The 22,801-nt window shown below is 65.7% G+C and carries 15 protein-coding genes and 1 pseudogene; 6 read left to right on the forward strand and 10 right to left on the reverse strand.

Annotation, left to right across the window (positions count from 1 at the left end):
• Positions 1-119 precede the first annotated feature (119 nt).
• The 3 genes from ABZ293_RS21145 to ABZ293_RS21155 all read left to right on the forward strand — a co-directional run bounded on the left by ABZ293_RS21145 (position 120) and on the right by ABZ293_RS21155 (position 3,964).
• On the forward strand, positions 120-1,484 hold the full coding sequence (locus ABZ293_RS21145) for a S1 family peptidase (protein ID WP_355183026.1): 1,365 nt from the start codon (positions 120-122) through the stop codon (positions 1,482-1,484).
• 112 nt (positions 1,485-1,596) lie between these two features.
• Entirely contained in the window at positions 1,597-2,910 is a 1,314-nt protein-coding gene (locus tag ABZ293_RS21150; RefSeq protein ID WP_355183028.1) for a S1 family peptidase, read from the forward strand.
• A gap of 169 nt (positions 2,911-3,079) precedes the next feature.
• Positions 3,080-3,964 (forward strand): NRDE family protein, encoded by an 885-nt coding sequence (locus ABZ293_RS21155; protein WP_355183030.1) that lies wholly within the window; start codon positions 3,080-3,082, stop codon positions 3,962-3,964.
• Positions 3,965-4,020: 56 nt separating this feature from the next.
• Here the strand turns inward: ABZ293_RS21155 and ABZ293_RS21160 are convergent, their stop codons facing one another.
• Positions 4,021-4,755 carry a hypothetical protein gene (locus ABZ293_RS21160; protein WP_355183032.1) on the reverse strand — a complete coding sequence of 245 codons (735 nt, stop codon included), beginning with the start codon at positions 4,753-4,755 and terminating at the stop codon, positions 4,021-4,023.
• A 465-nt stretch (positions 4,756-5,220) separates the two neighbouring features.
• On the opposite strand from ABZ293_RS21160, the gene ABZ293_RS21165 reads away from it, so the two are divergent.
• Positions 5,221-8,334, forward strand: coding sequence for a (Fe-S)-binding protein (locus tag ABZ293_RS21165; protein WP_355183034.1), 3,114 nt, complete (start codon positions 5,221-5,223; stop codon positions 8,332-8,334).
• A 140-nt stretch (positions 8,335-8,474) separates the two neighbouring features.
• Here ABZ293_RS21165 and ABZ293_RS21170 read toward each other — a convergent pair whose 3' ends face one another.
• The 6 genes from ABZ293_RS21170 to ABZ293_RS21195 form a co-directional block, all read right to left on the reverse strand.
• Entirely contained in the window at positions 8,475-9,512 is a 1,038-nt protein-coding gene (locus ABZ293_RS21170) for a fused (3R)-hydroxyacyl-ACP dehydratase subunits HadA/HadB (protein WP_355183036.1), read from the reverse strand.
• A 197-nt stretch (positions 9,513-9,709) separates the two neighbouring features.
• A complete protein-coding gene (locus ABZ293_RS21175; RefSeq protein WP_355183038.1) occupies positions 9,710-10,534 on the reverse strand; it encodes an enoyl-CoA hydratase-related protein in 825 nt (274 codons plus the stop codon).
• Positions 10,535-10,562: 28 nt separating this feature from the next.
• The gene (locus ABZ293_RS21180; RefSeq protein WP_355183040.1) at positions 10,563-11,153 is read right to left on the reverse strand and encodes a QsdR family transcriptional regulator; all 591 of its coding nucleotides are present in this window, start codon (positions 11,151-11,153) and stop codon (positions 10,563-10,565) included.
• 2 nt (positions 11,154-11,155) lie between these two features.
• Complete coding sequence (locus tag ABZ293_RS21185; protein WP_355183042.1) at positions 11,156-12,304, reverse strand: acyl-CoA dehydrogenase family protein; 1,149 nt, start codon at positions 12,302-12,304, stop codon at positions 11,156-11,158.
• Positions 12,304-13,533: an acyl-CoA dehydrogenase family protein gene (locus tag ABZ293_RS21190; RefSeq protein WP_355183044.1), complete on the reverse strand. Its 1,230-nt coding sequence runs from the start codon at positions 13,531-13,533 to the stop codon at positions 12,304-12,306. Before ABZ293_RS21190 ends, ABZ293_RS21185 begins: the two co-directional genes overlap by 1 nt.
• Positions 13,534-13,692: 159 nt before the next feature.
• Positions 13,693-14,238, reverse strand: a complete 546-nt coding sequence (locus ABZ293_RS21195) for a YdcF family protein (protein ID WP_355183046.1) — start codon at positions 14,236-14,238, stop codon at positions 13,693-13,695.
• 149 nt (positions 14,239-14,387) lie between these two features.
• Between ABZ293_RS21195 and ABZ293_RS21200 the strand changes: the two genes are divergently transcribed.
• On the forward strand, positions 14,388-15,710 hold the full coding sequence (locus ABZ293_RS21200) for a UDP-glucose/GDP-mannose dehydrogenase family protein (RefSeq protein WP_355183048.1): 1,323 nt from the start codon (positions 14,388-14,390) through the stop codon (positions 15,708-15,710).
• 151 nt (positions 15,711-15,861) lie between these two features.
• Complete coding sequence (locus ABZ293_RS21205) at positions 15,862-17,199, forward strand: Hsp70 family protein (RefSeq protein ID WP_355183050.1); 1,338 nt, start codon at positions 15,862-15,864, stop codon at positions 17,197-17,199.
• Between the two features lie 930 nt (positions 17,200-18,129).
• Here the strand turns inward: ABZ293_RS21205 and ABZ293_RS21210 are convergent.
• From ABZ293_RS21210 to ABZ293_RS21220, 3 genes and pseudogenes are all read right to left on the reverse strand, one after another.
• A pseudogene (locus ABZ293_RS21210) lies at positions 18,130-19,368 on the reverse strand (YibE/F family protein); the annotation flags it as partial.
• A gap of 525 nt (positions 19,369-19,893) precedes the next feature.
• Positions 19,894-21,150 (reverse strand): pyridoxal phosphate-dependent aminotransferase, encoded by a 1,257-nt coding sequence (locus tag ABZ293_RS21215; RefSeq protein ID WP_355183286.1) that lies wholly within the window; start codon positions 21,148-21,150, stop codon positions 19,894-19,896.
• 104 nt (positions 21,151-21,254) lie between these two features.
• Positions 21,255-22,595 carry an XRE family transcriptional regulator gene (locus ABZ293_RS21220; protein WP_355183052.1) on the reverse strand — a complete coding sequence of 447 codons (1,341 nt, stop codon included), beginning with the start codon at positions 22,593-22,595 and terminating at the stop codon, positions 21,255-21,257.
• Positions 22,596-22,801 lie beyond the last annotated feature (206 nt).

Genomic DNA, 22,801 nt, shown 5'->3' on the forward strand with positions numbered 1-22,801 from the left:
ATGTTGTCGCAAAATTTGCGTACAACAGGTCTGTTGCTGGACGAAGACTGTGCGCCGAGCGGATGCAGCCCGCGGCCCACGGACGTGGCTGGCACACCTCGTGCCGACGAAGGGACTTCATGCGCAAGTTGGTGGCGCGTAGCGCCGCGGTCAAGGCGGCCTCGATCGGATTCGCCGCGACCGTATTCATCGCACCCCTACTCGTCACCACCGCCGCCTCGGCAGAACCGACCGCACCCGGGCAGCTGAATGCGGAGAACCTGCCGCCCGAACTGGTGCAGGCCATCTCCCGCGATCTGAAGATGACGCCCGCGGAGTATCTGGAGCGCTCGGCCAAGGCCCAGCAGCTCAGCGACTATGCGCGCTCGTTCCGCAGCGAACGCCCCGATACCTATGCGGGCGCCTGGATCGGCACCGACGGCAAGGCGGTCGTCGCGGTCACCTCGGTCGATGCCGCCAAGATCGCCGCGGCCGACGGCTATCAGACCCGGTTGGCCCCGGTCTCGGCGAACAGCCTGGAGAACTCACTGATGCAGCTCAATCAGTGGATCAATACGCTGCCGAAGGAGATCTCCCAGTCGATCAACTCCGTCGCGATCGACTTCCTCAACAGCCAGCTGGTGATGTCGGTCGCCAATACGCCGGTCGGTCACGCGCTGAACCTGCCGACCTTGATCGCCAACGTCAAGGTCATCCTGTCGCCCAATGGCGGTGGTCCCGTCGAGCGCCGTCCGATGGGCGGCGATACCTATATCACCGCGCCGACCTCGCTGAAGGACACCTCGCTGCGCGGCGTCGATGTCTGTTCGTTCGGCTTCAACAGCGTGGACGCTTCGGGCAACGCGCTGAATATCAGCGCGGGCCACTGCGATCCGAATATCGATAAGAGCGATCAGCAGGCCGCGGTCTACCTGCCCAATATCCGGGACATCCCGAACAGCATCGAGCTCGGCAACTTCGTCCAGGCGAGCCTGGGCGGCCCGAGCGCGCTCGACTACTCCGTCATCAAGCTGAACGAGCGCTCGATCAACGCGGGTATGGACCAGCCGTCGGTGCGCGGATCCAATGGCACCACGCTGACCATCACCGGCACCGCCGAGCCGGTCACCGGCGCTCCGGTCTGCAAATCGGGCCAGTCGTCCACCTTCACCTGTGGGTTCGTGGTGGCGGACCGGGTCGAAACCCAGCTCTACACCTCCGAGGGCGTGAGCAAGACCGTGCGCGGTTTCGCCAGTTCGGCCTGCACGCTCGGCGGCGACAGCGGCGGCGCGATCGTCTCCGGCACCCTCGCCCTCGGCATCACCAGCGGTTCCAATGCGGCCGACGCACCGGACTGCAATGAGGCCAATATGGCGCTCGCGCAGTACGGCGGCACCGCGACGCTCGGCATTCCGATCCGCTCGATCCTGGCCGATATCGACGCGGCCTCCGGCGGCGGCATCGGCAATGGCATCACCGTGCGGACCCGGCCGAACGCCGGGTAATCCGGTTGCCGGACACCGTTCCTGTGCAGCGCCATCCGCTGGATTCACGGTGGGCAGCACAACATTCCGACATAAGTAGGCATAACCGGCCGGACACCTTAAGGTATGGGACATGCTCCTGCCACGTATAGGTCAGTTCCGATCAGCTGCGCGACAGACCCGAGTCCGAAAATCAGTAATCGCCGCCTCGGCGGCGATTCTGCTGTTCGGTCCGACAGCGGCAGTAGCGAACGCACAACCCGATCAGCCCGCCCTGCCCGCCGAGCTGATCGCGGCGGTCGCGCGTGATCTGAAGATCTCCCCCGAGGAGTACCTGCACCGCGCCGATCTGGCCCAGCAGGTCGCGGCCTTCGCCACCACGGCGCAGCGCCAGTTCCCGCAGGTCTTCGGTGGCGCGTGGCTCGATGACGGTGGCAAGGCCGTGGTGGCGCTCGCGCAGGGCTCCGGCGCCGACGAGGCCCGCAAGGCCGCCACGTCGGCCGGATTCGAGGTCCGCAATGTCGCCAAGAGCGAGGCGGCGCTGCGCGGTGAGAAGAGCGCGTTCGAGCGCTGGCTGGACGGGCAGCCCGAAGCCGTTTCCGCGCTGGTGCGCGGCGTGGTCGTCGACACCGTCAACAACAGCATCGCGGTGCGGGTCGAGCAGGCCGGTCTGCCGATGCCGAACTTCATCGATCCGTCGCGGGTCATCGTGATGGCGCCGCCGGTCGCCGGAGAGCAGCTGCAGACGACTCCGGTCGCTGGCGCGATGCAGACCGGCCCGCTGGCCGGTGGTGACGCCTACGCCTCGATCGCCGGGAAGACGTCGCTGCGGTGCTCGTTCGGCTTCAACGGCACCGACCGGGCGGGCAATGTCGTGAACATCACCGCGGGCCACTGCAACCCCGACATTGCGTCGGCGGGCTCGGCGAATGCCTCCGGCGTATTCGAAATGGCCGGCGATCGGCCCGGCGCGCAGCTGGGCACCTTCCAGAAGTCGGTGCTGGGCGCGCAGGACTACTCGATCATCCGGATCAACGACCAGGCCAGGGATCGGTTCACGAACAACTTCGTGCGCCAGCCGGGCGCGCCCGTCGCCATCGAGGGTGTTGCCGTTCCGGTGGTCGGCGCTCCGGTCTGCAAGTCCGGTTCGCGCACCGGCTTCAGCTGCGGCATCGTCAACGCCGTCGACCAGACCGTGCAGGTCGGCGAGCGGGAGCTGACCCAGGCCTTCTCCGCCAACATCTGCGCCCTGCCCGGCGACAGCGGTGGCGCGATCGTCTCCGGCCGGATGGCGCTCGGCATTTCCAGCGCGTCGTCGGTCGCCGACTTCCCGATCTGCGAGATCCCAAATCTGATCGGCGCCCTCACCGGTAATGCACCGCAGCTGTTCGCACAGCCGGTCAGCGTGGTGCTTTCGGACAACCCGGGTCTGAAGGTCAATAACTGAGCCAGAACCGACCGGTGGGTACCCGGAACTAGCCCGGGGCTCGAAAGGCCGACAGCGGCGACGCTGTCGGCCTTTTTGCTGTCACTGCGGGCGATCCACTGACCTTGCGCGGCCCGAACGCCCCGAAATGCCCTGTGGGGCGCGGCCCTGTTCCGGCATCCTGGACTGCATGTGTTTGGTGTTGATCGGTTGGCGGGTACATCCGGAATTTCGGTTGATCGTCGCGGCCAATCGCGATGAGTTCTACGCCCGCCCGACCGAGTCGATGCGATGGTGGTCCGAGGTACCTGGACTACTGGCCGGGCGCGATCTGGGAGCGATCGGCAAACCCGCGGGCGACCCGCCGGGGACCTGGCTGGGCCTGACGCGGGAAGCAAAGGGGCGCAATCGATTCGCCACGGTGACCAATGTGCGCAACCCGAAGGCCGAACGCGGCGACGCCCGTTCGCGCGGGGCGCTGCTGATGGACTTCCTGCGCGGCACCGATGCCAGCGACGATATCCCGGGGCCGGAGCAGTACGTCGTCGATGTCACCGCTGCTCCGGACGACTACAACGGCTACAACATGCTGGTCTCGGACCTCGAATCGCTGTGGTGGCACTCCAACCGCAGCGCAGTGCCACCGCAAGAGCTGACACCGGGGTTCCACGGCGTGTCCAACGGCACCTTCGTGACATCGGCCGTACCGGGCTCCGCGGCGGCATTGGATGCACCCCAACCCATTTGGCCGAAGGTGCGCGGCGGCCTCACCGATCTGCGCGCGGTGGTCGAATCGGATCCAGGAAACCTGGCCCGCTACTTCGAGGTGCTGGCCGATCGGACCGAGGCGCCCGATGATCTCTTGCCGCACACCGGAGTTCCGCTGCGCCGCGAGCGCACGCTCTCGGCCAGATTCATCGCCAACGCACTGCACGGAACCAGGGCGAGCACGGTATTGCTGGTGCGCGAGGACGGATCGTTCGAAATGGCCGAGCGTTCATTCGGGCGGTTCGGGCGCGGTAAGGGTGAGGAAGTCTTCAGCGGCAGCCTGGATTTGCGCGAGCGCCAGGCCTGAAAACACAAAACCGGCCTGCCCTCCAGAGAGGGCAGGCCGGTCGAGTTCGGTTCGAACTAGTTCGGCGTTTGAACCGGCGCGGCTGCGGGTGCCGCCACCGGCTTCTCGGCCCACTTGGTGGTGCCATCCGGAGCCTGGATGGTGTTGAGCAGCTCGACGCCCGCAGCAACCAGCGTCGGACCGCCGACGGCGATGGTGCCGAGGATGCCGCCGATGCCCGCACCGGTCACCAGACCCGGAAGGCAGCCGACCGGAAGAGTGATGATGCAGCCAGCGATCGCACCGATCGCGGTGCCGACGAAACCACCGACCGCGGTCGCGATGCCGAAGTTGCTGGCGAATTCGTTCTGCGCGCGCTGGTTTTCGATCGGCGACGCGATGTCCTTGGCGACAACCGGCTTTGCGACGACCGGCTTGTCCGACACCACGAGATCCGCGGGCTTCTCCGGGGTGACCTCGAGCACGGTGCCGTCGTTCTTCATGTCCGCTTTGACCGGCACGAGCTTGCCGTCGACGTCCACGTTCAGCGGGAAGGAGACGACGGTGTTGCCCTTGCCGTCACGCACATTCGCGACCGTGGTCTTCGGGTCGTCGGCAGTGGCGCCGGGCTCCTCGGTCAACGAGAAGGTCCCCCCCTTGAGCGCCGCCACAACGGTCTTGTCCACCAACTTGACGGAGTAGGTGAGACCGGGATCAGCCGGTGCGGCCGGATCGGCATGCGCGGTTCCGAGACCGATGGTCACCGCACCAATGGCCATCACGGCAGCCGCGGTGGTGCTGCGGAGTTTCATTCAGTATCCAATCCATCATCAAGGTTGTCCGCGTGCTGCCTTCGTACACGCGAGAGCGCTCATCAACCCGGAGTGGTCGACCTCCGGATTCTCCCCGAGCAGTGTGAAGAACAGGCACAGCAGACAGAACGTCGTGAGCGTAATCCAACCGACATGAAGATGCGAGATCCGGTGCCCATACTGTGATCTCCGCGTGACTAAGCCTGTCCTTAGCGGCAGAACCTCACCACTCACTGTTTACGGTGGTTGTCGCCCGAACGCACCTCCGGATTGTCGGATCTTCGTGAGATCCATCACAGGCAGAATTCGTGTCAAGCCCCAGGAAGAAGGGGCATTGGCCAACTGCCGATCGTACGATAGACAGGTAAGTTACCGGTGGGTAACTTACCTGCGGTTAGGATACGAGCCAACCGGGTGGCCGAATCGCCGCCCACGCTCGTGTTGCCTCTAAAGAAAGGTCGCGACATGAATGCCCTGACACTGACGCTGGGCACGATTGGTGTGGCGTTCAGCCTCCTGGGTTGGGCTTCATTCGTCGGCGGCGTCGGCAAGATGACCCGCGCGATCATGATCGGCCAACCCGCGCCGGATCGCTGGCGGCCGTTCTTCCCTCGGCTAAAGACAATGATCGTCGAATTCCTGGCCCACACCCGGATGAACAAATTCCGCACGGTGGGCTGGGCGCACTGGCTGGTGATGATCGGCTTCCTCGGCGGTTTCATCCTGTACTTCGAGGCGTACGGGCAGACCTTCGATCCCGAATTCCACTGGCCGATCTTCGGCAGCTGGGGCATCTACCACCTGTGGGATGAGGTGCTCGGCATCGGGACGGTGGTCGGCATCATCGTGCTGATCGTCATCCGCCAGCTCAACCACCCGCGGGTGCCGGAGCGGCTGTCGCGATTCAGCGGTTCGCAATTCGGTCCGGCCTATGTCATCGAGTCGATCGTCTTCCTCGAGGGCATCGGCATGGTCATGGTGAAGGCGGGCAAGATCGCCACCTACGGCCACTCCGAGGTGTGGACCGACTTCTTCACCATGCAGGTGGCCAAGCTGCTGCCGTCCAGTGTGGCGATGGTCGCCATCTTCGCGTTCATCAAGATGGTGTCGGGCAGCACCTTCCTGCTGCTGGTCGGTCGCAATATCAACTGGGGTGTGGCCTGGCACCGGTTCGCGGCCTTCTTCAATATCTACTTCAAGCGTGAGGACGACGGCAGCGTCGCGCTGGGCGCCGCCAAGCCGATGATGTCCAAGGGCAAGCCGGTCGATATGGAGACCGCCGACCCGGATGTCGACACCTTCGGCGCTGGCCGGGTCGAGGATTTCTCCTGGAAGGGCTGGCTGGACTTCACCACCTGCACCGAATGCGGTCGCTGCCAGTCGCAGTGCCCGGCCTGGAATACCGGTAAGCCGCTCTCACCCAAGCTGCTGATCATGTCGCTGCGCGACCACGGCGTCACGAAGGCGCCGTACCTGCTGGCCGGTGGCCGCAAGGATATGGGCGGCGATGAGGTCGGGCTGGTCGATGCCGACGGCAAACCCGATGAGCGCAAGCTGGCCAAGATTTCCGCGGCGGCCAAGGCCGAGGCGGAGCGTCCGCTGGTCGGTGGCGAAGATCTCAACGGCATCATCGATCCGGAAGTGCTGTGGTCGTGCACGACCTGTGGTGCGTGTGTCGAGCAGTGCCCGGTCGATATCGAGCACGTCGACCACATCATCGATATGCGCCGCTACCAGGTGCTGATCGAATCGGAGTTCCCCTCCGAGCTGGCCGGGCTGTTCAAGAACCTGGAGAACAAGGGCAACCCCTGGGGCCAGAACGCCAAGGACCGGTTGAACTGGATCAACGAACTCGACTTCCAGATCCCGGTCTTCGGTCAGGACGCCGATTCCTTTGACGGCTATGAGTACCTGTTCTGGGTCGGCTGTGCCGGAGCGTACGAGGATCGCGCCAAGCGCACCACCAAGGCGGTCGCGGAACTGCTCGCGACGGCCGGGTTGAAGTTCATGGTGCTCGGTGCCGACGAGACCTGCACCGGTGACTCCGCCCGGCGTGCGGGTAACGAGTTCCTGTTCCAGCAGCTCGCTGCCCAGAACATCGAACTGCTCAACTCGGTTTTCGAAGGCGTCGAACAGTCGCGCAAGAAGATCGTGGTCACCTGCGCGCACTGCTTCAACGCGTTGAACAACGAGTACCCGCAGGTCGGCGGCAGCTACGAGGTGGTGCACCACACCCAGCTGCTGAACCGGCTGGTGCGGCAGAAGCAGCTGATCCCGGTCGCGTCGGTATCGCAGAACGTCACCTACCACGACCCGTGCTACCTGGGCCGCCACAACAAGGTCTACAACGCGCCGCGCGAGTTGATGGAGGCCTCCGGGTCCACCCTGGTCGAAATGCCGCGCCACGGGGAGCGCTCCATGTGCTGTGGTGCCGGTGGCGCCCGCATGTGGATGGAGGAACAACTCGGCAAGCGCATCAATATCGATCGCGTCGACGAAGCCCTGTCCACCCTGGGCGGCGGCAATGAACCGTCCAAGATCGCGACCGGCTGCCCGTTCTGCCGGGTCATGCTCACCGACGGTGTCACCGCCCGCAAGGACGGCGGCGAGGTCGGCCAGGGCGTCGAGGTCGTCGATGTCGCCCAGCTCATGCTCGATGCCATCGACCGCGTCGATCCGGCCACGCTGACCGAGAACCTGACCGTGGTGCAGGAACCGAAGACGGCCCCCGAGCCGGAACCGGTCGCCGCACCCGAGCCGGCCCCGGCCGCCGAGGCTGCAGCCGAGCCGAAGGCGGCACCGACCGGTGGCGGCCTCGCGATGAAGGGCGGCGGCAAGGCTCCCGGTGGTCTCGGCATGAAGGGTGCGGCCAAGGCACCCGGTGGCGGGCTCGGGATGAAGGGAGCCGCGAAGGCGCCCGGAGCCAAGGCGGCCCCTGCCGCGGACACTGAGGCGACTTCGGCTCCGGCCGCACCGGTCAAGGGCCTGGCAATGAAGGGCCCAGCCAAAGCACCCGGAGCCAAGGCACCCGGCGGTCTCGGGATGAAGGGTGGCGCAAAGGCCCCCGGCGCCAAGGCGGCCCCCGCTGCCGCGGACGCAGCGGCCGAGGCACCGGCCACCCCCGCGCCCCCGGTCAAGGGCCTGGCCATGAAGGGCCCGGCGAAGGCACCCGGCGGTAAGGGACTGGCGATGAAGGGCGCCGCCAAGGCGCCCGGAGCCAAGGCACCCGCGACAACGGAGGCGTCGGCAGCTCCCGCCTCGGCCGCGGAAGCCCCCGCCGCCGAACCGGTTTCGGCCCCCACCGAAACCAAGCCGTCCATCCCCGCCAAGGGCCTGGCCATGAAGTCCGGCTTCAAGCGCCCCGGGCCGAAGGCTCCCGGTACGGCCGCACCGTCGACCCCGGTCGAATCCACACCCGCCGCGGAAACCGCTGCGGCTCCTGCGGATTCGACCCCGGAACCGGAACAGCCCGCCAATGGCACCGCCGGCAACGGCGCCCCCGAAGTCACGCCGCCGACCGCCAAGCCCGGTGGCCTGGGCTTCAAATCCGGGGCCAAGGCCCCCGGCCGTAAGAACTGACGGGAAATCCTGAACGATCGGCCCGGGTGCGCAGTGCGCACCCGGGCCGATCGCTATCCTGCCGATCGCCGTGGGTCACCACCGTGGCGGTGGCACGGTTTCGCATCCAGGCTCACGGCCCGAAGCTGGCGCGCAGGAGGCTATGCGAGGCGGACATCCGCAGTCGCGAGGCCGAAAACCTTGCGTCCAGCAGACTTCGCGACGATGACGACGGCAGCGGTCTTGCTCGCGGCGTCGACCGACTTGATGCGCCCGGTGAACTCGACACTTCCAGCGGAGGCGGCCTCGATGACCGTGTAGTTCGACAGCCGGACCCCGTACCTGATCATCGCGCCCGGGTCACCGAGCCATCCGGTGACGAATCCCGCCCCCAAGCCCATGGTGAGCATGCCGTGGGCGATCACATCCGGAAGACCCGCCAGCGCAGCGACTTCGTCGTGCCAGTGGATAGGGTTCGGGTCCCCGGAGACTCCGGCATAGTTCACCAGATCGCCGCGCGTCAGGCGCATGGTTCGAGCGGGAAGCTCGTCACCGACGGCGATATCGTCGAATCTGGTTGCGGTGCGCGGAATACGCGTGCGTGAGATCTGGGACAGGCGTGGAGCGGTTTCCAGATTCGGATTCGCTACCGATCGTCCGTCGGCTGCCGCAACCACAGTCCGGGAGGTCACCTCGAGTCCGCTCTTGATGACGCGCTCGATCGTGTCGCTGATGTCGGCGCTGACGTCCTCGCTGGTGATGCCGACGACGGTGGTGTGCATGATGTGCACGATGTCACCGGTCTGGTCGGTGAAGGTATTGGTGATGGTGAGCAGGTCCTTGCCGGCGATGCGGCGCACCGAGGCGAGTTCGACATCGCTGATCAACTGGTCGCCGGTGAGTATCGGCTTGTACATTTCGAAAACCTGATCGGTCTGCACGAACGTGTCGTAGCCGGCCATGACGGTCTCGAGGAGCCTGCGGTTGGCCAACATCGCGGCGATGGAGATGAACGTGGTCGGTGCGATCAGACCGGCGTATCCGAGCTCACCGGCAGCGTCCTCACTCCAGTGCGCCGGGTGGAAATCCTGCACTGCTCGCGCGTACTCGCGGATCTTCTCGCGCCCCACCACGTAAGAGTCATCCGCGCGATAGCGATGCCCCACCAGCCCAGCCACATCGGACGCTGCTTCCACCAAGCCCCTCCTCCATCCGGATTTCGACGGCACTCGTAACCGGTATCGGAAGAACCGAATTCACGAGTGAAACCTAACCTTCGCACACGCCATAGCCCTCATGCCGAGGAAGCAAACGTTCGTTCACGAGACACATGCGGCCGCAACAGGTTTCCGCAGGCCAGAATTGTAATGTCGAGCAGGGAGGCGCTCGGTGGGTGCTACGCCAACCAGTCGTCAAGTGACGGAAGTTCGGTAGCGACCTTGCCGGTGAATGCGGGCGGACGCTTCTGCAGGAAGGACATAATGCCTTCGCGCAGGTCGGCGCTGGAGAAGGCGTAGGAGATGAGGCGGGCGTCGAGGGTGAAGACGTCTTCGGGGGTTTTGTCACCGGACATGGCGACCAGACCGCGCCGGATGGCGGCGATCGAAACGGGTGCCACCTGGGTGGCGAGTTCGGTGGCCAGGGCGTGCGCGGCGGGAAGTAGGTCTTCGGGGGCGTGCAGACTGGTGACCAGACCCGCGGCCAGCGCCTCATCGGCGCCGAACACGCGGCCGGTGATCATCCATTCCTTGGCCTTCGCCAGGCCGACAATGCGGGGGAGGAACCACAGCGAGCCGCCCTCCGGAAAGAGGCCGCGGCGGGCGAAGACGAAGCCGAAGCGGGAATCCGTTGCGGCGAGTCGGAAATCGGCGGCCAACGTCATGGACAGACCGACGCCGACGGCGGCACCCTGCATGGCGACGATCACCGGTTTATCGAGGTCGGTCATCGGCCGGACCACGCGGGTGGACCACTCGACCCAGCCGGGTGCGGTGACATCCTCATCGGAGCCGCCCGCCGTGAGATCCATGCCGACGCAGAAATCCTTTCCCGCCGCGGCGAATACAACGGCGCGCACGTCATCGTCGCGATCGGCGGCGGTGAAGGCGGCGCCCAGTTCATCGGCCATTTCGGTGGTGAAGCCATTGCGGGCGTCGGGTCGGTTGAGGGTGATGGTGGCGACCGCGTCCGTCACGCGGTAGGTGATGGTGTTGTAGGACAATTCGACTCCCTTAGGTTGGCACGGCGGATCAGTGCTTGCCGGATGCGGCCGAGACGAGCAGTTCGACCATGGCAGTGGCCTTTTCCGACCGCGGTGGATCGCCGGTAATGACATCGCTCCAGACGAAGGCCTCGCCGAGGCGCACGATCGCGTAGGCGAGATCGCGGATTTCGATGCGCGGGTCGAGATCGGGCAGCCCGGCCAAACGTGCCGCGACCCAGTCGATCATGCGGCCCTGGACGACGCTATAGCCGGAGGTCAGCACGCGCAGGCCGTACTCCGGGTCGTCGGCGACGAATCGGGACAGCGGTTCGAAGGTGCGCACGGTATCGGCGAGCTTGCCGAAATTGCGGACGAAACGTTCGGCGGGTGCACCGTATCCGCGCGCCTCGACCCGGGTGATCGCCTCCTCGATGATCCGCCACACCACCTCGCCGATCACCACTTCCCGACTGCCCCACCAGCGATACAGCGTGGCACGGCCGATACTGAGTTCGCGGGCGAGCTGGCGCATATCGATGCGGCGGCCGTCGAGGAACCAGCGGTGCGCGAGGTCGATCACGTCCTCGCGCACCGGCTTCGGCGCGAGCGCCACCGCCGAGTCCGCGCCGTCGGACATGGCTATGGCCTCGTCAGCGCGGCGTAGCGGGCCAGATGTTGGTCACTGGAACCGAATTCGTGCTCGATAGCGGTCAGCCGCTTGAAGTAGTGGCCGATCGCCAGTTCTTCGGTCATCCCCATCGCGCCGTGCAATTGCACCGCGTTCTGGCCGATGAAGCGCGCGGCCCGGCCGATGGTGACCTTCGCGGCCGAGACCGCACGCGCCCGGTCCGCCGCGGCCGCGCCCAGCGAATAGATGGCCAGGTACACCGCGGCGATGGCCTGCTCGAGTTCGATGTACATATCGACCATGCGGTGCTGGAGCACCTGGAAGCTGCCGATCGGCTGGCCGAATTGCTGCCGCTGTTTGGTGTATTCGACGGTGTCCGCCAGTACTTTCCGCATGCAGCCGACGGCCTCGGAGGCGATCGCCGCGATCGCCTCGTCCACGGTGACATCGATTGCGTCCCACGCCGCGCCCTCGGCGCCCAGCAGCGCGACGGCGGGCAATCGGAGGCCGGTGCAGGTGATGTCGGATCCGACCCGGTCATCGATCGTCCGGTAGGAATGCACTTGCACACCGGCGGGCGGATTCGTCGCGTCGAATTCGGTGAGGAACAGCGATATGCCGTCCTTATCGCGCCGAGCACGGGCGGTGCGCGCGGTAATGAGGAGATGGGTCGCCAGCGGCGCACTGGTCACCACGGTCTTGACGCCGTCGATCAGCCACGAATCACCATCGCGGCGCGCGGTGGTCGAAACGTCGTGCAGCGTCTGCCCCGAGGTCGGCTCCAGTGCGGCGAAGGCGGTCCGTGCGGCACCGGAAACGATCCGTCGCAGTACCGAATCGGCGAGTTCACCGCCGCAGCGGTTCAGCAGCCCCGCGCCGACGACCACGGTGTCGACATAGGGCTCGACGACCAGCGCGCGGCCGAGTTCCTCGGTGATGATCATCAGCTCGACCGGACCGCCGCCCATACCGTCGACCCGCTCGGGCAGCGTGGCCCCGAGAATGCCCAGCTCCTCGGCGAATCCGCGCCAGACCCCCGGCTGCCAGCCGATATCGGATTTCGCCGCACTGCGACTCTTCGCCAATTCGTAACGGGCACCGAGGAATCCGGCCACCGCAGCGCGGAGTAGTTCCTGCTCATCGGTGAAGGTGAAGTCCATCAGAGCCCCAATGCTGCCTTGGCGAGGATATTTCGCTGAATTTCATTGCTGCCCGCGTAGATCGAGCCGGCGCGGTCGTTGAAGTAGCGCAGCGGTGCGACCGCCTGCCAGTCCTCGCCGCTGCGATAGCCGTCCGCGGGCGGGGTGAATTCGGCGATCGGCCCGCCGGGTTCAGTGGCATGCGGCTGATAGACCCGGCCGCCCGGCCCGGCCGCCTCCAGCGCCAATTCGGTGAGCTGCTGACTCAACTCGGTGGCCAGAATTTTCAGCATTGATGCGGCCGGGCCCGGATTCTTGCCATGAGCCATTGCCGAAAGCGTTCGGTACTCCAGGATTTCGAGCACTTCGGTGCGAATTCGGGCCTGCGCCAACTTCGCCGCGAACGCCGCGTCATCGATCAGCGGATTGCCGTCGGGTCCGGTCTGCCCGGCCGCCGCGGTCGCCACCTCCTGGGCCATGACCTGCAGTATCGGCGAGGCCGCGCCGCCGCGCTCGTGGACCAGCAGATATTTCGCGACGGTCCAACCGTCATCGATGCGACCGAGCACATTGCTCTTGGGCACCCGGACGTTATCGAAGAAGATCTGATTCTGCACCTGTTCACCGGAGGTCATCACCAGTGGGCGAATCTCGATGCCGGGCGTGGTCATATCGATCAGCAGGAAGGTGATGCCCTGCTGCTTCTTGCCCTCGCGCGAGGTCCGCACCAGGCAGAAGATCCAATTCGCCGCTGTCGCATGCGTGGTCCAGATCTTGCTGCCGGTGCACACGAAATCCGCGCCGTCATCGACGGCCGCCATGGTCAGCGAGGCCAGGTCCGAACCCGCCTCCGGCTCCGAATACCCTTGGCAGAAGAAGATTTCCCCGGTCAGGATGCGCGGTAGATAGAAATCCTGTTGCGCCGGCGTGCCGAAGGCGATGATCGCGGGCGCGACCATTCTGATCCCCATCGGCGACAGGGTCGGCGCACCGGCAAGTGTCGATTCGCGGTTGAAAATGTAGTGCTGGGTGAGGCTCCAATCGCAGCCGCCGTGTTGTACCGGCCAGGCGGGTGCGGCCCAGCCGCGCTCGTGCAGGATGTGCTGCCACCGCATGCTGGCCTCATGGTCCGGATACACACTCGTCGCCAAGCGCCCGGCCCGCCGTAGTTCCGGCGTCAGCTTCTCGCCGAGAAAGGCGCGAACCTCGTCACGGAAGGCCAGATCGGCCGCTGACCAGTCGTAATCCATCTGCCCTCCCGGAGGGATATGCGTCTTCGCATCCGTGTGGCCATATGCCCCACGAGACACAATTTACGACTGTCTCATGTCGAAATCAAACTGAAGTCACCCGACAGCACTTGATACCCGAGCTACTTCGAACAAGCCACACAACTCCCGATGGCGGCGCTAGCAGTCTTCGAAGAAGGCCTTGAGGTAACCGGCGGATTGGTAGACGTAGTCGTAGGCCCAGCGCCGAATCGAGATATGCGGTTCCGGGTCGACCATGAGAAGCTCACCGTCCCAGCACTTTCCGAGGATGTAGCGGGCCCGCGAAATATGCGGGGTGAAGGTGATGACGATGACGCGGTGCCAGTTTTCGGCGGCAGCGAGTCCGGCCAGCTCGCGACCTTCGCCGCGGGTGGTGCGCGGCGAAGGATCGAAGCAGGTGACCTGGAAGCTGTAGCGGCTGTGGCAGATTCGATTCATCAGTGCGCTGTCCTCATACGGATCGGAGAACAGCACCCTGGGTGCATAACCCGCGCTGGCCAGCCGCAGCCCCAGCTTTTCACGCCCGTCGTGTGCGCCGCCGAGCACCAGGATCGCATCGGCCCGCGCGGGCGCGTCGACCCGAGGCCGGACGTACACCGGCCACAGACCCGCGATCAGGACCACCAGCGCAACGCCGAGCACCAACCAGACGTTGCGTGCCCGGTTCTTGTGGCGGCCTCGCACAAGATCGATGGTAACTGGCGCTTCGCCAGCGCAGTTCGCGCAGTTCAGCAGGCCATCGACAATTCTTGTCGCCACCTGTACATCTGCTGTTGCCGAGACCCTTGCCTCACTGACCAGCGGCGGCCATCGTCGGGTCCTATCAATCGATCATGCGATGCACAGTCTTCGGAACCGGGTACCTCGGGGCCACGCACGCTGCGTGCATGGCCGAACTCGGGCACGACGTGATCGGCGTGGATATAGATCCGGGCAAGGTCGCGAAGCTGTCCGATGGCGTGGTGCCGTTCTATGAACCCGGGCTCGAGGAGGTGCTGCGGCGCAACCTCGATGCGGGTCGGCTGCGGTTCACCACCTCGTACGCGGAGGCGGCGGCCCACGCGCAGGTGCATTTCCTCGGGGTCGGGACGCCGCAGAAGAAGGGCGAGTACGCCGCGGACCTGAAATATGTGCATGCCGTGGTCGATACGCTCGCGCCGCTGCTGGAGCGGCCGTCGGTGATCGTCGGGAAGTCGACGGTGCCGGTCGGAACCGCGGCCGCATTGGGCGCGCGGGCACGAGCGCTCACCGACGCCGAGGTCGAGGTGGCGTGGAATCCGGAGTTCCTGCGTGAGGGTTTCGCGGTGAAGGACACACTGCGCCCGGATCGACTGGTGCTCGGGGTGGACGGCGAGCGCGACGCCGCGGCCTGGGTCGAGGAGCTTGTGCGGGATATCTACGCCGACCTGATCGCGGCCGAGGTGCCGTTCCTGCTGACCGATCTGGCCACCGCCGAATTGGTCAAGGTCTCTGCGAATGCCTTTCTCGCGACCAAGATCTCATTCATCAACGCGGTATCGGAGGTCTGCGAGGCGACCGGTGCGGATGTGACGATGCTGGCCGACGCACTCGGCTACGACGCGCGCATCGGCCGCCGATTCCTCAATGCCGGACTGGGTTTCGGCGGTGGCTGCCTACCCAAGGACATTCGCGCGTTCATGGCGCGCTCCGGTGAACTCGGCGCCGATCACGCGGTGGCATTCCTGCGCGAGGTCGACAACATCAATATGCGCCGCCGCACCAAAATGGTCGATATGGCCGCCCGGGCCTGCGGCGGATCGCTGCTCGGCGCCAATGTCGCGGTGCTCGGCGCGGCGTTCAAACCCGAATCCGATGATGTCCGTGACTCGCCCGCGCTGAATGTGGCCGGAATGATCCAGCTGCACGGCGCAGTGGTGACGGTGTACGACCCAAAGGCCGCGGAGAATTCGCGACGGGTCTTTCCCACTTTGAACTACGCAACATCGGTGACGGAAGCCTGCGATCGCGCGGATGTGGTGCTGGTGCTGACCGAGTGGGACGAGTTCGTCACATTGCGTCCGCAAGACCTCGATCCGGTGGTCCGGAAGCGGTCGATCATCGATGGCCGCAACTGTCTCAATCGTGCCACCTGGAGAGCCGCGGGATGGGTGTACGCCGGACTCGGCACACCGTAGAGTTGCGTGCGACGCGGGGGCGATGCCGGGGCGACCAGGTCCTGCCTTCGGCACTGTCGGACGTCGGCGGTATGGTCCCGAGGGCGGGCCAATCCACCGGCGAGCGGCGCAGGCTCGCATGTCGTGATGTGTGAAACGGGATGGGCAGCTGATGAGTTCGGTTCTGGGTGTTTCGGTGGGGGCCGGTGCCGTTCGTATGGCACGACCACACGCCGGGAACCCCCACGGCCCGGTCGCGCCGCATTCCTTCGATCTGCAGACCATTCCGGTTGTCGAACATCAGGTGGAGGAGCTGGCGGCCGAGGCGATCGGTGTCACGCTGGAGTCCATGCCCGGCATCGCGGCCACCGCGATCGCCTACCGCAGTGAGCAGCATGCCAGGGCGCTGCGGGCGGCCATGGCGCGTCAGCAGCTCACCAATTACGAACTGGTGCCCGAAATCGTGGCGGCGCTCGAATTCGCCCAGTCCACCGGGGATATTCGCGGCATCTCCTCACTGGTCGTCTACGACCTCGGCAGCTCCGGACTGACGGTCAGCGTCGTCGACACCCAGACCCGCGAGATCCGCCACAGCGAACGCACCAGCGATATCAGCGGCGACTACCTCGATTCACTGATCCGCGAACAGCAGATCGCCTCCGGCCGGATCGCACATCCGCCGGATTCGGCGGGGCTGGCCGCCCTGGATGCACTGTGCCGCGAGGCCAAGGAACAGCTGTCGACCAATACCGCGGTGGCGCTGCCCAGCGAACAGGGTCTGGTGCTGCTCGCCCAGGAGAATTTCGAAGCCCTCATCATGCTGGCGATCGAATCGTCGGCACGCATGGCGCGCGATGTCATCGTGCGCTCCGACCGTCCGGTGCACGGTGTGCTCGCGATCGGCGGCTGCGCCCGAATTCCGCTGATCGCCAAGGTGCTCGAACGGTGGATGGGCGTACCGGTCATCGTTCCCGACAGCCCGGAGACCGTCGTCACCCGCGGCGCCGCCATGCTGGCCCGGCCGATTCGCACCGTCGTCGCCACCCCGCAACACCACGCGCCGGTCGCGGCTCGGCTGCTCGATGACGACGAACTCGCCCCTGCCTGGCTTGCCGCACAGCCCAAGGGCCGCCGCGGCAAGCGGGAGATCAATGGCGCGGTGCTGACCGTCAGCGCACTGGCCGTCGTCGCCGCCATCGGACTCGGACTCGGCTACGGCCCGCAGGTCCTCGAGCGCGATTCGCAGAGCAGCGACCGCCCCACCTCGGTCGCCCCGACCAGCGCGCCGCGCACCACCACCCTCGACCCACAGATCGCCGTCGCCCCGGGCAGCACCACCGAGACCAGCGAGTCGCTCGCCGCACCGCCCCCGCGCCGCACGACGACGACAACGGAGCCACCCCCCACCACTCCCGGCCCGAATACCATTGTCGTGCCAGGTCTTCCACCGATCGTGGTGCCGACCATTCCGCCGGAGGTCTTCCCCTTCCCGCCACCCGGACCACACTGAGCCCGGTACGCCAGGGGGACAATGCCAGGGCCACAGAATGAAGCGCGCCAAGTCAGGCACCCCTGGACAACCGATCACCATGCACTCATGCAGGCAAACGCCCGAGAGCTCCCCTGCACCAGCGCATTCTCGACTGATCGGGTGGCCCTGGTGGCGGTTTACTGGTTGGTCGGCGGGCCAAGTCGGGCGGAGCGCCAAGTCGGGCGGAGCGCCAAGTCGGGCGGAGCGCCAAAGTCGGGCGGAGCGCCAAGTGGGGCGGAGCGTGGAACTACCACAAGAGGTATGGTGCCCGGGGTCGGGCTGAGTCCTGCCTGGTCCGATCGAACTGGAGGCACAGCGCCTTTGATCGCGACACATGTGCCATGGTTACGGCACGTGCGCGATCGCTTGTGCGGTGACCGCGTGTGTGGTCGTCGACCGCGATAGCGGCGGTTACCTGCGGGGACCGGAACTGTCATCGCCCCAGTGGCCTTCGTAGCCGCGGGGGTCGGGGGTGCGATAGCCACGGGGGTCGGTGTCGTAATCGGGTTCGTACGGTTGCGGATCGCTCCGGTAGCTGCGATTGCGTTCGTATGCCCGGGGATTCGGTTGCCCGTCCCGGGAGACCCGCCTGTGCGAGCCGGTACCCGATTCTTCGTCCCGGGAGACCCGCCTGTGCGAGCCGGTACCCGATTCTTCGTCCCGGGAGACCCGCCTGTGCGAGCCGGTGCCAGACTCGTAGTCCCGGGAGACCCGCCTGTGCGAGCCGGTGCCAGACTCATCCCCGGTTTGATCCGAGATCCGCTGGCGTCCGGTATCTCTCGTACCGGTCGCGGCCGCGATGCCGGACGGGTTGGAGGATGCGGACGAACGCGACGAACCTCCGGAGCGCCGGGCCGGGCTGGTCGACTCGGACTTCGCACGCCGAGAGTGGCGGCGGGCAGAGGTCACTGGTTCGGGCTTGCGACCGAACGGACGCGCGAGCATGACCGCGATGGCGGTGGTCAGCGGGACCGACAGGGCCAGCGCGATGCCACCGACCGAGGAGCGAGCGATTTCGATGGCGACCGCATCACCGGTCAGAACGTCGCGGATGGAGCGGCCCGCGACGCTGAACAGCAGCAGCAATGGGAGCGCGCCGCCCGCGTAGGCCAGGACCAGGGTGTAGACGGTACTCGCGATATGGTCGCGGCCGACGCGCATGGCGGCGGTGAAGACCTCGCGGCGCGAGGCGGATTCGTCGATCGCAGCGAGTTCGAAGGCGGCCGACGCCTGGGTGATGGTGACATCATTGAGCACACCGAGCGAGCCGATAATGAAGCCGGCCAGCAGTAGACCGGTAATGCTGACGTGCTGAATGTAGGTGGCGACGTTGGTGTTCTGTTCCTCGGATAGCCCGGTCAGATTCGTGATCTTGATGGCCACCCAGGACAACACCGCCGCCACGATCATCGACGTCAGGGTGCCGAGCAGCGCCGAACTTGTCCGCAGATTCACACCGTGTGCGAGATAGAGCACGGCATACAGGATCAGCGCACCCGCGACCAGCGCGACCGGAATCGCGGGTTTGCCGTCCAGCAGCGCCGGCAGCATGAACAGCACCAGCACCGCAAAGGCGAAGCCCAAACCGAGCAGCGCCCGCAGGCCGCGCCAGCGCGCGACCACGATGACCACGACCACGAAGGCCAGCACGATCAGCATCAGCGGCAGCCCGCGGGAGTAATCCTCGAACGAATACAGCGGCATTCCACTCGGATCGGTCTGGCGGACGATCCGGATGTGGTCACCGGCGTGCAGATCGGGCTGCCCCGGGCCGGGCGCGATTTCGAACAGGGTGCGATTGCCCTTGTGCGGACCCGAATCGATGCTGATCAGACTGCGCTGGCAGGTATAGCCTGCGGCACGCGGCTGTTCGGGTTTATCGATGAACACCTTGCCGATCGAACTGCTGCCGCAAGCACCGACATCCTGCAGGACCACGGTTCCGGCCTCGGTCTGCACCGCGCCGCCACCAGCGTTCTGCATCGGCAGCGGGATATCTATGTGCTGGCTGCTCGGCCACAGCACGATGGCGGCGATGACGACAACGACACCGATCGCGGCAAGCAGCCCGACGACGACGCGGGCGGCAGTCGCTCCGATGGCAATGGGGCCCGAATGGTCGTGGTGATGGTGGTGATGGTCACTCATGACGCCGCCTCGGCGCTCGTCCCCGCAGTGCGCGAGACGCGTGGTGTTGTCGGTCGCTGGCTCACCGGACTCCTACCTTTTCGTCTGTCGTCCCGGTGCGAGCTTAAAGGATTTCATTTTCAAGATCGGTTTCGCGGACCGGACATCGAACGACCTGGCGTCGGTAAACTGCCCACCCGTCACCCAGCCACCACCTCATCGAATCGCTGCGCGATGCGGTATTCGGTGGAGAAAGCGGGAGGGGGCGGCGGAGAGCAGGGGGATGTCTCCGCCGCCCGCAGGTTGGCGCCCAGGGGGGTAGGCAGCCTAACCCGAGGTCAGGTTGTCCAGGGGGGGTAGACAACTTGACCGGGCACTCGAAGTGCCAAGAGACACTGTACACAAAAAGTCTCGTTTAGCGCTAGCTAGTAACTAAAACTCCCAACTATCCGTACGCAGAGTATGTTTTGAACCCCGAAGCGGGGCGATGCGATTGCCCGAAACGCGCTAGAGCGGGACATTTACCGACCGACCGGTCGCCATCCCCTACTGCCGATAGCTCGACAGGAAGTTCCCGAAGCGCTCGATCGCGACCGCGAGATCGCGTGCCCACGGCAGCGTGACGATCCGCAGATGATCATGATGCGGCCAATTGAATCCGGTCCCCTGCACCATCAAGATCTTCTCCTGCAGCAGCAGATCCAGGATCAGCTTCGAATCATCGTGGATCTCATAGACGTTCGGATCCAACTTCGGGAACGCGTAGAGCGCACCCTTCGGCTTCACACACGACACGCCCGGGATGATGTTCAGCCGCTCCCACGCGACATCGCGCTGCTCCAGCAGTCGCCCGCCGGGCAGGATCAGATCCTCGATGCTCTGATGTCCGCCGAGCGCCACCTGAATCGCGTGCTGCGCGGGAACATTCGGGCAAAGCCTGGTCGAGGCGAGCAGATCGATACCCTCGAGGAAACCGGCCGCATGCTCCTTGGGTCCGGTGATCGCCAGCCAGCCGGAGCGGTAGCCCGCAACCCGGTAGGCCTTCGACAGTCCGTTGAAGGTCAGGCAGAGCAGATCGGGCGCGAGCGTCGCCAGCGAAATGTGCTTGGCATCGTCGTAGAGGATCTTGTCGTAGATCTCATCGGCCAGCAGTAGCAATTGATGTTTGCGCGCCAGGTCGACCAGCTGCTGGAGCACCTCGGTGGAGTACACCGCGCCGGTCGGGTTGTTCGGATTGATGACCAGCAGCGCCTTGGTCTTGGCGGTGATCTTCGATTCGATATCGGCGATATCGGGCTGCCAGCCATTGGACTCGTCACACAGGTAATGCACCGGAGTGCCGCCGGCCAGGCTCGTCATGGCGGTCCACAGCGGATAGTCGGGCGCCGGGATCAGCACCTCGTCACCATTGTCGAGCAGCGCCTGCATGGTGATGGTGATCAGCTCGGAGACACCATTGCCCAGGTAGACGTCATCGACATCGAGTTCGGGGAAGCCGGGGACCAGTTCGTAGCGGGTCACGATGGCGCGCCGGGCCGAGAGGATGCCCTTGGATTCCGAATAGCCCTGGGCATACGGCAGCGCGGCGATGATATCGCGCATGATCACATCGGGCGCCTCGAATCCGAACGGGGCCGGATTGCCGATATTGAGCTTGAGGATGCGATGCCCCTCCGCCTCCAGCCGTGCCGCATGCGCGTGTACCGGTCCACGAATTTCGTAGAGGACGTTCTGCAGCTTGGTGGACTGCTCCAGCGTGCGCGGCGGGTGATGCGGGAGATGGCTTGGACTCACCCGTCCTATGGTGCCATCCCGTGCAACCAGTTAATCCACGTCACAGTGGTTGAACCGCCCGGTATGCGCGACACCATGCCCGCCCGGATCCGACGGGGACCGCAGAGCCCGGATCAGGCGGACGAGCTGCCCGGCGGGATGCCTTTGGCCGCAGTGGATCCGCAGAATTCTTCGATCCGTTCATCGAGGTAGCGCGCTTCCACCGCATCGCGGAACGCCGGTCCCGCGATCCGCCGCCGTACGCCGACGAGCCGTTCTTCGAGTTGCGCGATGCGCTTGTCCTCGGCGAGCCCGAGCACCGGAACCAGTGCGGCGGCCGCGCCGTCGAGACTTCCATTGATCAGATGCGCCGCGGCATTGTCCACCCGGGCCAACGCTTCGGCGCCGTATGAGCGCTGCTCCGAGGGGCCGTTCGCATACAGCTCGATGGTCCGCTGGGTCGCGGCCAGTGCGGGTTCGGCCTGGCCGAGGTGGATATAGGTCGCGCCCGCGTAGTAGTGGGCCTTCGCCTCGTTGAAGCCGAAGACACCGCCGACCTCGTCGTGCAGGCTGTCGCTCTCGGACGCCTCGCGGGCGTCATCCGCGGCGCGAATGCAGCGGTCGGCATCGGCATGACTGCCCAATCGAGACCAGATCCTGGCCTCGATATTCAATAGTCGAACCTTGGCCGTGGCCGATTCGGCGAACTCCTGCCCGCTCTGCGCGAGCAGTACGCCGCGCCGCGGCCGGTCGGACCAGTATTCGATGAGCGCGTGCATGCCGCGGGTCCAGGCGCGCAACCCGTTGTGTCCGCACAGTTCCGAGTAGGCCCAGGCCGCTCTGATCTGCTCGCCCGCGGCATCGAAGTACCCGAGGTCGGTACTCGCGTTGGCTAATAGTCCCGACAGTGTGCCCGCCAACAGGTAGAGATGGCTGGTGTCGGCGGGGCGCTGATGTCCTTCCAACAGCCGGTATACCCGGCGTCGGACTCGCAGCATCTCCACCATCATCGGCACCGGTGGGACATGCACGTAATCATTCGCGATGCGCGTGACATCGGCGTCGAGCTGTTCCAAGGTGGTGGCACCCACATTGGTACTCTCTGCCTTCCCGGCGTGCTCGCTCGCCTCGTGGGCAGCCGCCATGATCAGATCCCTCTCTGAAATCGCTGCTAACGCATCACCTCTCACCGCACCGGCGTCTATGAGAGCTAAAAGGTCCGCGTCACTGGAATAGCTGGCGCGGGCCGATGCGTCGGCCCGCCTGTCGAATCCGGGCTCGGCCGGTCGATCGACTACCGGCTGATCGATCATGGCCGCGAACCGTGCCCGCACAACATCGTCGGACCTGGCCAGCGAGGTATCGAGGGCGGCTTGATTGATCGGGCGTGGATGGACCCGCGCGCCACCGGCCTCCCACTTCGATACCAGGCGCTCGTGCACTCCCAGGTGTGCCGCGAACTCTCGGATACTCATCCGCCTGGCATCGCGAAGCGCACGGGCCTCTCTACCTGACCAGTGCCGGACCACGGTGTCATCCCTTCCGAACGAACTCCTTCCCAGGGTACGAGCGGTTTGTGAGTGCGGCCACATCCAAAAGCATTCCGCTATCAGGGGCAGCGGAATGGCAGTGGAAGGCGGGCAGGTGGACATAGCCGAATCGTCGTCTCGCGCAGGACCCT

The sequence above is a fragment of the Nocardia sp. NPDC005998 genome, from assembly GCF_040614395.1.
Lineage (GTDB): Bacteria > Actinomycetota > Actinomycetes > Mycobacteriales > Mycobacteriaceae > Nocardia.

Bases quoted from the DNA above. Each gene is read 5' to 3' on its own strand.
- ABZ293_RS21145 (WP_355183026.1), top strand. From the start codon at position 120: ATGCGCAAGTTGGTGGCGCGTAGCGCCGCGGTCAAGGCGGCCTCGATC.
- ABZ293_RS21160 (WP_355183032.1), bottom strand. From the start codon at position 4,755: ATGAAACTCCGCAGCACCACCGCGGCTGCCGTGATGGCCATTGGTGCG.
- ABZ293_RS21150 (WP_355183028.1), top strand. From the start codon at position 1,597: ATGCTCCTGCCACGTATAGGTCAGTTCCGATCAGCTGCGCGACAGACC.
- ABZ293_RS21185 (WP_355183042.1), bottom strand. From the start codon at position 12,304: ATGGACTTCACCTTCACCGATGAGCAGGAACTACTCCGCGCTGCGGTG.
- ABZ293_RS21155 (WP_355183030.1), top strand. From the start codon at position 3,080: ATGTGTTTGGTGTTGATCGGTTGGCGGGTACATCCGGAATTTCGGTTG.
- ABZ293_RS21180 (WP_355183040.1), bottom strand. From the start codon at position 11,153: ATGTCCGACGGCGCGGACTCGGCGGTGGCGCTCGCGCCGAAGCCGGTG.
- ABZ293_RS21190 (WP_355183044.1), bottom strand. From the start codon at position 13,533: ATGGATTACGACTGGTCAGCGGCCGATCTGGCCTTCCGTGACGAGGTT.
- ABZ293_RS21205 (WP_355183050.1), top strand. From the start codon at position 15,862: ATGAGTTCGGTTCTGGGTGTTTCGGTGGGGGCCGGTGCCGTTCGTATG.
- ABZ293_RS21220 (WP_355183052.1), bottom strand. From the start codon at position 22,595: ATGAGTATCCGAGAGTTCGCGGCACACCTGGGAGTGCACGAGCGCCTG.
- ABZ293_RS21200 (WP_355183048.1), top strand. From the start codon at position 14,388: ATGCGATGCACAGTCTTCGGAACCGGGTACCTCGGGGCCACGCACGCT.
- ABZ293_RS21165 (WP_355183034.1), top strand. From the start codon at position 5,221: ATGAATGCCCTGACACTGACGCTGGGCACGATTGGTGTGGCGTTCAGC.